This window comes from Pseudescherichia sp., from assembly GCF_031979925.1.
Lineage (GTDB): Bacteria > Pseudomonadota > Gammaproteobacteria > Enterobacterales > Enterobacteriaceae > Pseudescherichia.
In genome coordinates this window covers 302,817-315,676 of the sequence record NZ_DALZFB010000005.1, presented here as the reverse complement: position 1 = coordinate 315,676, position 12,860 = coordinate 302,817, and the positions used below count along the sequence as shown (strand labels likewise).

10 protein-coding genes are annotated in these 12,860 nt (G+C 57.8%); 6 read left to right on the top strand and 4 right to left on the bottom strand.

Features of this window, described 5'->3' with window-relative positions; translation table 11 throughout:
- Window positions 1-54: 54 nt before the first annotated feature.
- Window positions 55-717 carry a carbonate dehydratase gene (gene can, locus RTM13_RS11705; RefSeq protein WP_312212182.1) on the top strand — a complete coding sequence of 221 codons (663 nt, stop codon included), beginning with the start codon at window positions 55-57 and terminating at the stop codon, window positions 715-717.
- Between the two features lie 52 nt (window positions 718-769).
- On the opposite strand, the gene hpt is transcribed toward can, so the two are convergent.
- Entirely contained in the window at window positions 770-1,312 is a 543-nt protein-coding gene (gene hpt / locus RTM13_RS11700; RefSeq protein WP_312212181.1) for a hypoxanthine phosphoribosyltransferase, read from the bottom strand.
- Window positions 1,313-1,514: 202 nt separating this feature from the next.
- Between hpt and RTM13_RS11695 the strand changes: the two genes are divergently transcribed.
- Window positions 1,515-3,905, top strand: a complete 2,391-nt coding sequence (locus tag RTM13_RS11695; RefSeq protein ID WP_312212180.1) for a glucose/quinate/shikimate family membrane-bound PQQ-dependent dehydrogenase — start codon at window positions 1,515-1,517, stop codon at window positions 3,903-3,905.
- 115 nt (window positions 3,906-4,020) lie between these two features.
- On the opposite strand, the gene cueO is transcribed toward RTM13_RS11695, so the two are convergent.
- Window positions 4,021-5,568, bottom strand: a complete 1,548-nt coding sequence (gene cueO / locus RTM13_RS11690; protein ID WP_312212179.1) for a multicopper oxidase CueO — start codon at window positions 5,566-5,568, stop codon at window positions 4,021-4,023.
- A 145-nt stretch (window positions 5,569-5,713) separates the two neighbouring features.
- On the opposite strand from cueO, the gene RTM13_RS11685 reads away from it, so the two are divergent.
- The 3 genes from RTM13_RS11685 (at window position 5,714) to speD (ending at window position 7,827) form a co-directional block, all read left to right on the top strand.
- The gene (locus RTM13_RS11685; RefSeq protein WP_103820681.1) at window positions 5,714-6,061 is read left to right on the top strand and encodes a YacC family pilotin-like protein; all 348 of its coding nucleotides are present in this window, start codon (window positions 5,714-5,716) and stop codon (window positions 6,059-6,061) included.
- 102 nt (window positions 6,062-6,163) lie between these two features.
- A complete protein-coding gene (gene speE, locus RTM13_RS11680; protein ID WP_312212178.1) occupies window positions 6,164-7,036 on the top strand; it encodes a polyamine aminopropyltransferase in 873 nt (290 codons plus the stop codon).
- Window positions 7,033-7,827, top strand: a complete 795-nt coding sequence (speD, locus tag RTM13_RS11675; protein WP_042390548.1) for an adenosylmethionine decarboxylase — start codon at window positions 7,033-7,035, stop codon at window positions 7,825-7,827. Before speE ends, speD begins: the two co-directional genes overlap by 4 nt.
- Before the next feature lie 36 nt (window positions 7,828-7,863).
- On the opposite strand, the gene yacL is transcribed toward speD, so the two are convergent.
- Both yacL and acnB read right to left on the bottom strand, forming a co-directional pair.
- The gene (yacL, locus tag RTM13_RS11670; RefSeq protein WP_222889614.1) at window positions 7,864-8,226 is read right to left on the bottom strand and encodes a protein YacL; all 363 of its coding nucleotides are present in this window, start codon (window positions 8,224-8,226) and stop codon (window positions 7,864-7,866) included.
- 139 nt (window positions 8,227-8,365) lie between these two features.
- Complete coding sequence (acnB, locus tag RTM13_RS11665; RefSeq protein WP_312212177.1) at window positions 8,366-10,963, bottom strand: bifunctional aconitate hydratase 2/2-methylisocitrate dehydratase; 2,598 nt, start codon at window positions 10,961-10,963, stop codon at window positions 8,366-8,368.
- Between the two features lie 337 nt (window positions 10,964-11,300).
- Between acnB and RTM13_RS11660 the strand changes: the two genes are divergently transcribed.
- The gene (locus tag RTM13_RS11660; protein ID WP_312212176.1) at window positions 11,301-12,857 is read left to right on the top strand and encodes a DUF3300 domain-containing protein; all 1,557 of its coding nucleotides are present in this window, start codon (window positions 11,301-11,303) and stop codon (window positions 12,855-12,857) included.
- The last annotated feature ends 3 nt before the right edge of the window (window positions 12,858-12,860 follow it).

The window sequence follows — 12,860 nt, the reverse complement described above, 5'->3', positions numbered from 1 at the left end:
GAGTTGACCTATATTAGCTCAACGCATTTACTTGGTTACAGGTCGTTAACCGCCATGAAAGATATAGATACACTCATCAGTAACAATGCACTATGGTCAAAAATGCTGGTGGAAGAGGATCCCGGATTCTTCGAGACCCTGTCAAAAGCCCAGAAGCCACGTTTCCTGTGGATTGGCTGCTCTGACAGCCGCGTTCCTGCCGAGCGTCTGACCGGCCTCGAGCCAGGCGAGCTCTTCGTTCACCGTAACGTAGCCAACCTGGTTATCCACACCGATCTGAACTGCCTGTCAGTTGTGCAGTACGCGGTAGACGTGCTGGAAGTCGAGCACATCATCATCTGCGGCCACTACGGATGCGGCGGCGTGCAGGCAGCGGTTGAGAACCCGGAGCTGGGACTGATTAACAACTGGCTGCTGCACATCCGTGACATCTGGCTCAAGCACACCCCGCTGCTGAGCGAAATGCCGGAAGAGCGCCGTCTCGACACCCTCTGCGAGCTGAACGTGATGGAGCAGGTCTATAACCTGGGCCACTCAACCATCATGCAGTCGGCGTGGAAACGCGGGCAGAACGTAACGATTCACGGCTGGGCCTACGGTATCCACGACGGCCTGCTGCGCGATCTCGACGTGACCGCCACCAGCCGCGACACCCTTGAGCAGGGCTACCGCCAGGGCATCGCCAATATTAGCCAGAAGCATATTAACCACAAATAAGCGTGCCAGAGCGGCACGCATTTGTTAGGCCCGGTAACGCTACCGGGCTTTTTTATGCCTGCTCTTCCAGCGGCACCACTTTACCTACATAGGGCAGATGGCGATAGCGCTGGGCATAGTCGATGCCGTAACCCACCACAAACTCGTCCGGGATCGAGAAGCCAACAAATTCTACCGGCACCTCAACTTCCCGGCGGGAAGGTTTATCCAGCAGGGTACAGATCGCCAGCGACTTCGGCTCGCGCAGGCTGAGGATCTCACGTACTTTGGAGAGGGTGTTGCCGGAGTCGATTATATCTTCGACGATCAGCACGTCTTTACCACGAATGTCTTCGTCCAGATCCTTGAGGATTTTCACATCGCGGGTGGTGGACATACCGCTGCCGTAGCTGGAGGCAGTCATAAAATCGACCTCGTGCGGGACCTGCACTTCGCGACACAGATCGGCCATAAACATAAACGAGCCACGCAGCAGACCCACGAGCACCATTTCGCTGCCGCTCTCCTGATAGCGTTCAGTGATTTGACGACCCAGTTCACTAATACGCGCTTTGATCTCCGTTTCCGGGATCATCACTTCAACAGTATGTTTCATATGCTAACCGTTTGATTTCAAAGCCACTCACTCGATGCGGATAGCGTCTATTCCGGCATCAATTCATTAGCGGGCCAGTATACCAGCAAATGCTTTTATTAGGAGGGAGAGTTAAGAAAAGCTAAATATGTGATGACGGTCACACTTGTTAAATCCTATAATTAATTGCTATCAAAATATTAAACATGAAGAGTCTCTTTCTATGGCAGAAACAAAACCCCGGACGTCGCGCGTGCTCGTGACGTTAACAGCCCTGTTTGCAGCACTATGCGGGCTATTTCTCCTGATCGGTGGGGTCTGGCTGGTCGCCGTTGGCGGCTCCTGGTACTATCCTGTTGCCGGTCTTCTGATGCTCGGCGTCGCCTGGCTGCTGTGGCGTAGCAAGCGCGCGGCGCTCTGGCTCTACGCTGTGCTCCTGCTTGGCACCATGATCTGGGGCGTCTGGGAAGTCGGCTTCGACTTCTGGGCGCTGACGCCGCGCAGCGATATCCTTGTCTTCTTTGGGATCTGGCTGGTGCTGCCGTTTGTCTGGCGTCGCCTGATCGTCCCTGCCAACGGCGCAGTCGCTGCCCTGCTGGTGGCGCTGGTGATCACCGGCGGGATGTTGACCTGGGCGGCCTTTAACGATCCGCAGGAGATCAACGGTACGCTGAGCGCTGACGCGACGCCTGCCGCGCCCATCTCTCAGGTCGCAGACTCTGACTGGCCGGCCTACGGTCGTAACCAGGAGGGCCAACGCTACTCCCCGCTGAAGCAGATTAACGCCGATAACGTGCACAATCTGAAAGAGGCCTGGGTATTCCGTACCGGCGATCTGAAGCTGCCAAACGATCCGGGTGAGATCACTAACGAAGTAACGCCGATTAAGGTTGGCGATACGCTGTTCCTCTGCACCGCGCACCAGCGTCTGTTTGCCCTGGATGCCGCAACCGGGAAAGAGAAATGGCACTTCGATCCGCAGCTGAACACTAATCCTTCGTTCCAGCATGTGACCTGCCGCGGCGTCTCTTACCATGAGGCGAACGCCAATAATGCCAGCCCGGACGTTGCGGCTAACTGCCCGCGCCGCATCATTCTGCCAGTGAACGATGGCCGTCTGTTCGCCGTCAACGCCGACAACGGCAAGCTGTGCGAATCCTTTGCTAACAAAGGTATTCTGAACCTGCAAACCAACATGCCGGTAACCACGCCAGGCATGTACGAGCCGACCTCGCCGCCGATCGTTACCGATAAGGTGATTGTTATTGCCGGTGCGGTAACCGATAACTACTCTACTCGCGAGCCGTCTGGCGTTATTCGCGGTTTCGATATCAACACCGGGGCGCTGCTGTGGGCCTTCGATCCGGGCGCGAAAGATCCGAACGCCATCCCGGCGGACGAGCATCACTTCACGCCGAACTCACCGAACTCCTGGGCGCCTGCGGCCTATGATGCCAAGCTGGATCTGGTCTATCTGCCGATGGGCGTTACCACGCCAGACATCTGGGGCGGTAACCGCGCACCGGAGCAGGAGCGTTATGCCAGCTCTATCGTGGCCCTGAACGCCACTACCGGTAAACTGGCGTGGAGCTATCAGACCGTACACCACGATCTGTGGGATATGGATATGCCGTCTCAGCCGACGCTGGCGGATATTACCGTTAAGGGTCAAACCGTACCGGTAATCTATGCTCCGGCGAAAACCGGTAACATCTTCGTGCTGGATCGCCGTAACGGTCAGCTGGTTGTGCCAGCCCCAGAGAAGCCAGTTCCGCAGGGTGCGGCCAAAGGTGACTACGTTACCAAAACCCAGCCGTTCTCTGACCTAAGCTTCCGTCCGAAGAAAGACCTCAGCGGGGCAGACATGTGGGGTGCCACGATGTTTGACCAGCTGGTATGCCGCGTGATCTTCCAGAACCTGCGCTATGAAGGCATCTTCACGCCGCCGTCTGAGCAGGGTACCCTCGTCTTCCCGGGTAACCTGGGGATGTTCGAGTGGGGCGGTATCTCGGTCGATCCGCACCGTCAGGTGGCGATTGCCAACCCGATGGCGCTGCCGTTCGTCTCTAAACTGATGCCGCGCGGTCCAGGTAACCCGATGGAAGAGCCGGAAAATGGCCAGGGTACCGGCTCTGAGTCGGGTATTCAGCCGCAGTACGGCGTGCCGTACGGTGTGACCCTGAACCCGTTCCTGTCACCGATTGGCCTGCCGTGTAAACAGCCTGCATGGGGTTACATCTCCGCGCTGGATCTGAAAACCAATGAAGTGGTGTGGAAAAAACGTATCGGTACGCCGCAGGATAGCCTGCCGTTCCCGATGCCGATCCCATTACCGTTCACCACCGGTATGCCAATGCTGGGCGGCCCGATCTCTACCGCCGGTAACGTACTGTTCATCGCGGCGACCGCAGACAACTACCTGCGCGCCTACAACATGAGCAACGGTGAGAAACTGTGGCAGGGCCGTCTGCCAGCGGGTGGCCAGGCGACGCCGATGACCTATGAAGTGAATGGCAAGCAGTACGTTGTCATCTCTGCGGGCGGTCACGGTTCGTTTGGTACTAAGATGGGCGACTATATCGTTGCCTACGCGCTGCCTGACGACGAGAAGTAATAGAATTAATGTAGTCCTGTAGGCCCGGCAAGCTTCGCGCCGCCGGGCGTTACGATGTCGAATAGGACACCTGACGCCGGGTGGCGCTACGCTTACCCGGCCTATACTCTCCCTGCTAAACGACAAACCCCATCATCATTCCCGTATCCTCATGCTCCAGCAGATGACAGTGCGCCATATAGGCATGCTCTTTGGGTGCATCATGATCGAACTTCACCAGCACCTCGCTGCGCGCGCCGTAGACGTTTACCGTATCCTTCCAGCCTGAGCGATGGGCCGCCGGCGGCTTACCGTTCTCTGACAGAATGCGGAACTGCGTGCCGTGGATATGGAACGGGTGCTGCATCATGTCCCCCTCCCCTGAAACCACCCACCGCTCATACTGCCCTTTGCCAGCGGCAAACAGCGGCGTGTTCATATCAAAGGCTTTGCCGTTGATACGGTTGGCGCTGTGGAAGTCGAAATCGCCACCGTGGCCACCGTGATCCATGTTCATACCCATGTGGTCCATCATGCCGCCGTGATGCATCCCGGTCATTGCCTTGTCGCCGTACTTATCCTTCAGCGCCTGCATGCCCATCATGTCGAGCATCGGATCCATCGACAGATGGAAGGTTCGCTGGGTTAAGCCCGTGAGATCCGGCAGTGCCGGGACGTTCACCAGGGTATCGGGCAGCGTGCCGGAGGCGGTGACCCGCAGCGGCTGGATGCGCAGTACCGGGTGCGGCTGGTCAAACGGCGGCAGCGCCATGCCCATCTGACTGACAGGTAGCGTAACCAGATCCATCGGCTTGCCGTCGCTGATATCCACCAGTACCTCAAAGCGCTCCCCGGTCAGCACCGGCAGCGCTGTTACCGCCACCGGCTCGGCCAGATGACCACCGTCGCTGGCGATAACGTACATCCGACGTCCGTCGCTGAGAGCAAAATTAAGGGTCCGTGCATTGCAGCCGTTCAGCAGGCGCAGGCGCAGCCAGCCGCGCGGGGCTGCGTGCTGAGGATAGACCGCCCCGTTTGCCAGCAAGGTTTCGCCAAACCAGCCCACCGCCGCGCTCATCACGTCCAGCTGGTAATCAATCTGGCCATCAGCAGCCAGACGCTTGTCCTGCACGATAACCGGCACGTCGTCGATGCCCCACTGCTTCGGCAGGCGCAGCATGCGGCTCTCGTTATCCTCAATCAGCACTAGCCCCGCCAGACCCATCGCGACCTGATGGCCGGTTTTGCCATGCTGATGCGGGTGGAACCAGCAGGTGGCCGCCCGCTGAACGGGGGTAAAGATGACTTCGCGTGCGCCGCCCGCCGGGATGATCCCCTGCGGCCCACCGTCGACCTCACCCGGCACCTCTAACCCATGCCAGTGAACGGTGGTCTCTTCCCGCAGCCGGTTATGGATCTCCACCGTCACCGTTTTCCCCTGGCGCAGCTGAAGCGCAGGCCCCAGCAGGTTGCCGTTGTAGCCCCAGGTCGTGGCGGTCTTCTCGCCAAAGGTAGAGGAGCCAGCCTGCACGGTAAGCCTGATGCGGTTCTGGGCGTCAGGAGTGAGCAGGTCGGGTATCGGCAGCGTAGCCTGCTCCCCTGCCGCGGCGGCGCGGGCCCACGTCGGCAGCGCGCCGAGCGCCCCAAGCGCAGCGGAATATTTTAGAAAATCACGGCGTTGCATAGTCGAATCCTTATCGTCGGCAAACGGTCTCCTGAGCTTAAACCCTGCCCCTGCGGCAAGGTCAAGCGAAAGGCGAATAATAAAGATCGTCGCCTTACCCACAAGTATGCTAACGTTTAATTTCCGTGATGTTTTGGTAAGAAGAATGAAGATGTTTTTCAGAACCGTTGTGTTCACCAGCCTGCTGGCGATGTCAGCAAATAGTTACGCGCTCAGCGAGTCTGAAGCGGAGGACATGGCCGATCTTACGGCAGTTTTCGTGTTTCTGAAAAACGACTGTGGTTACCAGAATTTACCGAATGGCCAGATCCGCCGGGCGCTGGTCTTCTTTGCCCAGCAGAACCAGTGGGATCTGAGTAACTACGACACCTTTGATATGAAATCCCTCGGCGAGGACAGCTATCGCGATCTTAGCGGCATCGGTATTCCGGTTGCCAAAAAATGCAAAGCGCTGGCCCGGGACTCCCTCAGCCTGCTGGCCTACGTCAAGTAACGTAAACCCTCCTCTCCTGCTGAAGTTATAGCCGTGCATCAGCGGCTATAGTTAGCTATGATGTTGCGCCCATTTTGTGTGGATGTTAACGAAGGAGGATGCATGGCTGATACCCGCCCGTGGCATGAAACGCTGCATGACCAGTTTGGTCAGTACTTTGCCGTTGATAACGTGCTCTACCACGAAAAGACCGATCACCAGGATCTGATCATCTTTGAAAACGCCGCCTTTGGCCGCGTCATGGCGCTGGACGGCGTTGTCCAGACCACCGAGCGTGACGAGTTTATCTATCACGAAATGATGACCCACGTTCCGCTGCTGGCCCACGGCCAGGCGAAGCACGTGCTGATCATCGGCGGCGGCGACGGCGCAATGCTGCGCGAAGTGAGCCGACATAAAAATGTTGAAACCATCACCATGGTGGAGATCGACGAAGGGGTGGTTTCATTCTGCCGCCAGTATCTGCCGAATCACAACGCGGGCAGCTACGACGATCCGCGCTTTACGCTGGTGATTGATGACGGCGTCAATTTCGTCAACCAGACCGCGCAAACCTTTGACGTCATTATCTCTGACTGCACCGATCCGGTGGGGCCTGGCGAGAGCCTGTTTACCTCCGACTTCTACGCCGGCTGCAAGCGCTGCCTGAATCCGGGTGGGATCTTCGTTGCCCAGAACGGCGTAAGCTTCCTGCAGCAGGATGAGGCGGTAGGCAGCCACAAGAAGCTGAGCCACTACTTTAGCGACGTCAGCTTCTACCAGGCGGCGGTGCCTACCTACTACGGCGGCATCATGACCTTCGCCTGGGCGACGGACAACGAGATCCTGCGCAATCTCTCCACCGAGATTATTCAGGCCCGCTTCCACAATGCTGCCCTGACCTGCCGCTACTACAACCCGGCCATTCATACGGCATCCTTCGCCCTGCCGCAATATCTGTTAGACGCGCTCTCCTCAGGAGGTGATGAAAATTGAAAAAGCTGAAACTGCATGGCTTTAACAACCTGACAAAAAGCCTGAGTTTTTGTATCTACGATATCTGTTATGCCAAAACCGCCGAAGAGCGTGACGGCTATATTGCCTATATCGACGAACTCTATAACGCCAATCGCCTGACGGAGATCCTGACGGAGACCTGCTCAATCATTGGCGCAAATATTCTCAACGTTGCCCGCCAGGACTACGAGCCACAGGGGGCCAGCGTGACCATTCTGGTGAGCGAAGAGCCGGTCGATCCGACCCTGATTGATAAAACCGCCCACCCCGGCCCGCTGCCGGAGACGGTGGTAGCCCACCTCGATAAGAGTCATATCTGCGTGCACACCTATCCGGAGAGCCACCCTGAAGGCGGCCTGTGCACCTTCCGCGCTGATATTGAGGTCTCTACCTGCGGCGTCATCTCCCCGCTGAAAGCGCTGAACTACCTGATCCACCAGCTTGAGTCAGATATCGTCACCGTTGATTACCGCGTGCGCGGCTTTACCCGCGACATCAACGGCATGAAGCATTTCATCGACCATGAGATCAACTCGATTCAGAACTTCCTCTCTGAGGATATGAAGGCGCTGTATGACATGGTGGACGTGAACGTCTATCAGGAGAACATCTTCCATACCAAGATGATGCTGAAAGAGTTCGACCTGAAGCACTATATGTTCCACACCCGCCCGGAAGATCTCACCGCCGAAGAGCGGGAAGCCATTACCGAATCGCTGTGGAAAGAGATGCGCGAGATCTACTACGCGCGCAATATTCCCGCCGTGTAATCGCTGCTAAAGTCGGAGCAGGGACGCTCCGACCGATCACTTTTGCTGAATAAATTTACGGTACGCCGTGACGACCTGGAGAAAATCCTCGACGCCGCACAGCGACAGGCTCTCTTCATCGTAGTAGCTCATTCCCTCTTCGATCTCATCCCCGGAAAACTCCAGCTGGTTGGCGCGGATAATCACCTCTTCTCCATCCATCCAGAGGGTATACTCATGGCCAATCCGCTGCCACTGGCGCTCGCTCCCCTTGACGGTTTTTGCCGCCTGCTCCACCTCATCCAGCAGGGCCAGGTTCTCTTTTACCTCTTCATTAAACCAGTGTCCGACCACCTCGTGGCCCATCGACATGCGCACTTTCACCTGGCCCGTAATGTCGCGTAAGAATTCGTAATCCATGTTTTTTTCCTCACATCCGCAATAGTGTAATTATCGCAGTCGCGGAGAAGAAAAACAGCGTAACGGGGAGAAGGATGAGAAATAAAAAACCCCTCCGGAAGCCGAAGGGGTTTTATGCTGGCAGATGATCTGGTCTTGCTTACACGGCGGTCTGGAAGATCACGCCATCTGCTTTTTCGGTGTACTGACCGAGCTGGTCAAAGTTCAGATAGCGATAGGTATCTACCGCCGTCTTATCGACCTGCGCCATGAAGATCTGGTACTCGTCCGGTGTCGGCAGTTTACCCAGCAGCGAGGAGACCGCTGCCAGCTCCGCAGATGCGAGGAAGACGTTCGCGCCGGTACCCAGACGGTTCGGGAAGTTACGCGTCGAGGTCGACACTACCGTTGAACCATCGGCCACGCGCGCCTGGTTACCCATGCAGAGCGAGCAGCCTGGGATCTCAATACGCGCCCCGCTCTTACCGAAGACGCTGTAGTAGCCCTCTTCCGTCAGCTGGGCAGCATCCATACGGGTTGGCGGCGCGACCCACAGGCGGGTCGGCAGCTGGCCTTTATGGCTATCCAGCAGCTTACCGGCGGCGCGGAAGTGACCAATGTTGGTCATGCACGAACCGATAAACACTTCGTCAATCTTCTCACCAGCCACATCAGAGAGCAGACGAGCATCATCCGGATCGTTCGGTGCGCAGAGGATTGGCTCTTTGATATCCGCCAGATCGATCTCGATCACCGCCGCATACTCGGCGTCGGCATCGGCTTCCAGCAGCTGCGGATCCGCCAGCCACTTCTCCATGCCCTGGATACGGCGCTCGATGGTACGGCGATCGCCGTAGCCTTCCGCAATCATCCACTTCAGCAGCACGATGTTAGAGGTCAGGTATTCGGTAATCGGCGCTTTATCCAGCTTGATGGTACAGCCAGCAGCAGAACGCTCGGCAGAGGCATCGGCCAGTTCAAAGGCCTGCTCTACTTTCAGCTCCGGCAGACCTTCGATCTCGAGGATACGGCCAGAGAAGATGTTTTTCTTACCTTTCTTCTCAACGGTCAGCAGGCCCTGGCGAATAGCGTACAGCGGGATAGCATGCACCAGGTCGCGCAGGGTTATGCCCGGCTGCATCGTGCCTTTGAAGCGCACCAGCACCGATTCCGGCATATCCAGCGGCATCACACCGGTCGCAGCGGCAAATGCCACCAGACCAGAGCCTGCCGGGAAGGAGATCCCTACCGGGAAGCGGGTGTGGGAGTCGCCGCCGGTGCCGACGGTGTCCGGCAGCAGCATACGGTTCAGCCACGAGTGAATGATGCCATCGCCCGGGCGCAGCGACACGCCGCCACGGTTCATAATGAAGTCTGGCAGCGTATGGTGCGTCGTCACGTCAACCGGCTTCGGATAGGCCGCCGTGTGGCAGAAGGACTGCATCACGAGGTCAGCAGAGAAGCCGAGGCAGGCCAGATCTTTCAGTTCGTCACGGGTCATTGGACCGGTGGTGTCCTGCGAGCCAACCGAAGTCATTTTCGGTTCGCAGTATTCGCCAGGACGAATACCAGTCACGCCACAGGCGCGGCCCACCATTTTTTGCGCCAGCGAGAAGCCTTTGTTGCTGGCTTCAACCGCTTTCGCGCTGCGGAAGACGTCGCTGTGCGGCATGCCCAGCGCTTCACGCGCCTTGGTGGTCAGGCCACGGCCGATGATCAGCGGAATACGGCCCCCGGCGCGCACTTCGTCGATCAGCACGTCGGTTTTCAGCTCAAAGTTGGCCAGCAGCTCGCCGGTTTCGTGGTTGCGCACTTCGCCTTTGAACGGATAGACGTCAATCACGTCGCCCATGTTCAGGCTGTTTACGTCCACTTCGATTGGCAGCGCACCCGCATCTTCCATGGTGTTGAAGAAGATGGGCGCGATTTTGCCGCCCAGCACCAGACCGCCGCCGCGCTTGTTCGGCACAAACGGAATGTCGTCGCCCATAAACCACAGCACCGAGTTGGTAGCGGATTTACGGGAGGAACCGGTACCAACCACGTCACCGACGTAGGCCAGCGGGAAACCTTTTTTGTTCAGCTCTTCAATCTGCTTGATCGGGCCAACGGCACCCACCACGTCCGGCACAATGCCTTCGCGGGGGTTTTTCAGCATCGCCAGGGCGTGCAGCGGGATATCCGGGCGTGACCAGGCATCCGGTGCCGGAGAGAGGTCATCGGTGTTGGTTTCACCGGTTACTTTGAAGACGGTAACGGTAATCTTTTCAGCCAGCGGCGGACGGCTCAGGAACCACTCCGCGTTGGCCCAGGAGAGCATCACCTGCTGGGCGTGCGCGTTGCCCGCTTTCGCTTTCTCTTCCACATCGTAGAAGTTATCGAACATCAGCAGCGTGTGGGAGAGCGCTTTCGCGGCAATCGGGGCCAGAGCGTCGTTGTCCAGTGCTTCAATGAGCGGATGGATGTTGTAACCACCCTGCATGGTACCAAGCAGCTCGACGGCTTTTTCCGCAGAGATCAGCGGCGAGGTGGTTTCACCTTTTACGATAGCAGCCAGGAAGCCCGCTTTAACATACGCGGCTTCATCAACGCCCGGCGGAACACGGTTGGACAGCAGATCTAACAGGAACTCTTCTTCACCCGCTGGTGGGGTTTTCAGCAGCTCGACCAGTGCGGCCATTTGGGTAGCATCTACAGGCTTGGGTACAATTCCCTGGGCGGCACGTTCGGCTACGTGCTTACGGTATTCTTCTAGCACGACGGTATTTCTCCTCGCTCTCATTGTCATAGTGCGGCAGGCGATCTCTTCGCGCTCCTGTGAAACAGTCGTTTGTAGGGTAATGCCCGATACCGCTTGGGCAGCATATCAGGATTTAGAGGGGGTGTTAATCTGTTTACAAAAAAGCAACATTAAATATTGGCTGAATCGTTAAGGTTCAACTAATGCCCTTTATCCATTCGCGATAAAGGGATTTTTAGCTGCCCTTTTAACCATCGCCTCTTCCCGCAACATTAATCAAAAAAGAAAGCGGCTTCTCTCTCATACTGAAGATATACCAGACCCTGCGATTTCTGTGGAAATCGGGAGAGAGAAAATGACCCTGCCCTTTAAATATGCTGCGCTGGCCCTCGTGTGCAGCGCCGGGCTCTTTGCCGCCTCGGGCGTGCTGTATGTCAAAAGCCGCACGCCCGAAACGCCTGTCCAGACAGCGCCTGCGGCTTCCCCGCCCCAGACGGCCCCCATAACCACACCGGCAGTGAAACCCGCTTTCACCTCGGCGCAGATCGATCAGTGGGTCGCACCGGTGGCGCTCTACCCCGATCCGCTGCTCTCGCAGGTATTAATGGCCGCTACCTACCCGGCCAACGTCGTGCAGGCGGTGCAGTGGTCACGAGATAACCCAACCCTGGAGGGCGATGCGGCTATCCAGGCGGTCTCTGGCCAGCCCTGGGACCCGAGCGTGAAGTCGCTGGTGGCTTTTCCCCAGCTGATGGCGCTGATGGGCGAGAATCCGGAGTGGGTACAGAATCTTGGGGATGCGTTCCTTGCCCAGCCGCAGGACGTCATGGACTCCGTGCAGCGTTTACGGCAGCTGGCCCAACAGACCGGGGCGCTAAAATCGACGCCGCAGCAGACGGTCAGCAGCACGCCGAAGAAAACCGAAACACCTGCAACAGCGCAAAGCGGCAGCGCGGCAGCGCCCGCGCCAACGGTAATCAAAATTGAGCCTGCCGATCCACAGGTGGTTTACGTCCCCAACTATAACCCGGCCACGGTCTACGGCAGCTGGCCGAACACGGCCTATCCGCCGGTCTATCTGCCGCCCCCTCCCGGCCAGCAGTTCGGGGAGAGCTTCGTTAAAGGCTTCGGCTATAGCCTCGGCGTCGCCACCACTTATGCACTGTTTAGCAACATCGACTGGGATGATGACGACCATCATCACCACGATGACGATCACCATGACGGTGGCTATCACGGCAACGGCTATCAGCATAACGGGGACAATATCAATATTAACGTCGATAACTTTAACCGCATCTCAGGGCAGAATCTGAAAGAGCAGAACATGACCTGGCAGCATAACCCGGCCTACCGCAACGGCGTTCCCTACCAGAACAGCGCGGTAGCCCAGCGTTTTCATCCCACTGACGTCAGTGGCGGACTGAGCGCCACGCAGCAACCGGTCGCCTCACGGGATAGCCAGCGCCAGGCAGCTATGGCGCAGCTTGAACAGCGCAACCACGCCCCGACCAGCAGCGTGGCGGGCGTCTCCTCCCGTGACGCCCAGCGCAAGGCCGCCTCACAGCAGCTAAACCAGATTGCCCAGCGTAATAACTATCGCGGCTACGATAGCGACACGCCGCGTCCTGCCCAGAAGGCGAAACAGAGATCGGCTAAAGAGAACATCCAGCCGAAGCAGAGGGTGACCAGAGAGATGCACCAGCGGCCCGTTCCTGCGTCTCCACAGCGGGAGCAGCGCCTGGCGAACAACCGCGCGAACGCCTTTAGCGGCAACGATAGCCGCTCGCCGTCGTGGCAGGCGCAGCAGCTACGCGGCCAGCAGAGCCGCCGCATCAGCAGTAGCAACCTTGAACAGCGTCGCGCCGGGCGTGAAGGCCCGTCTGAACGCCGCGAGTTTCAACGTCGTTAACCG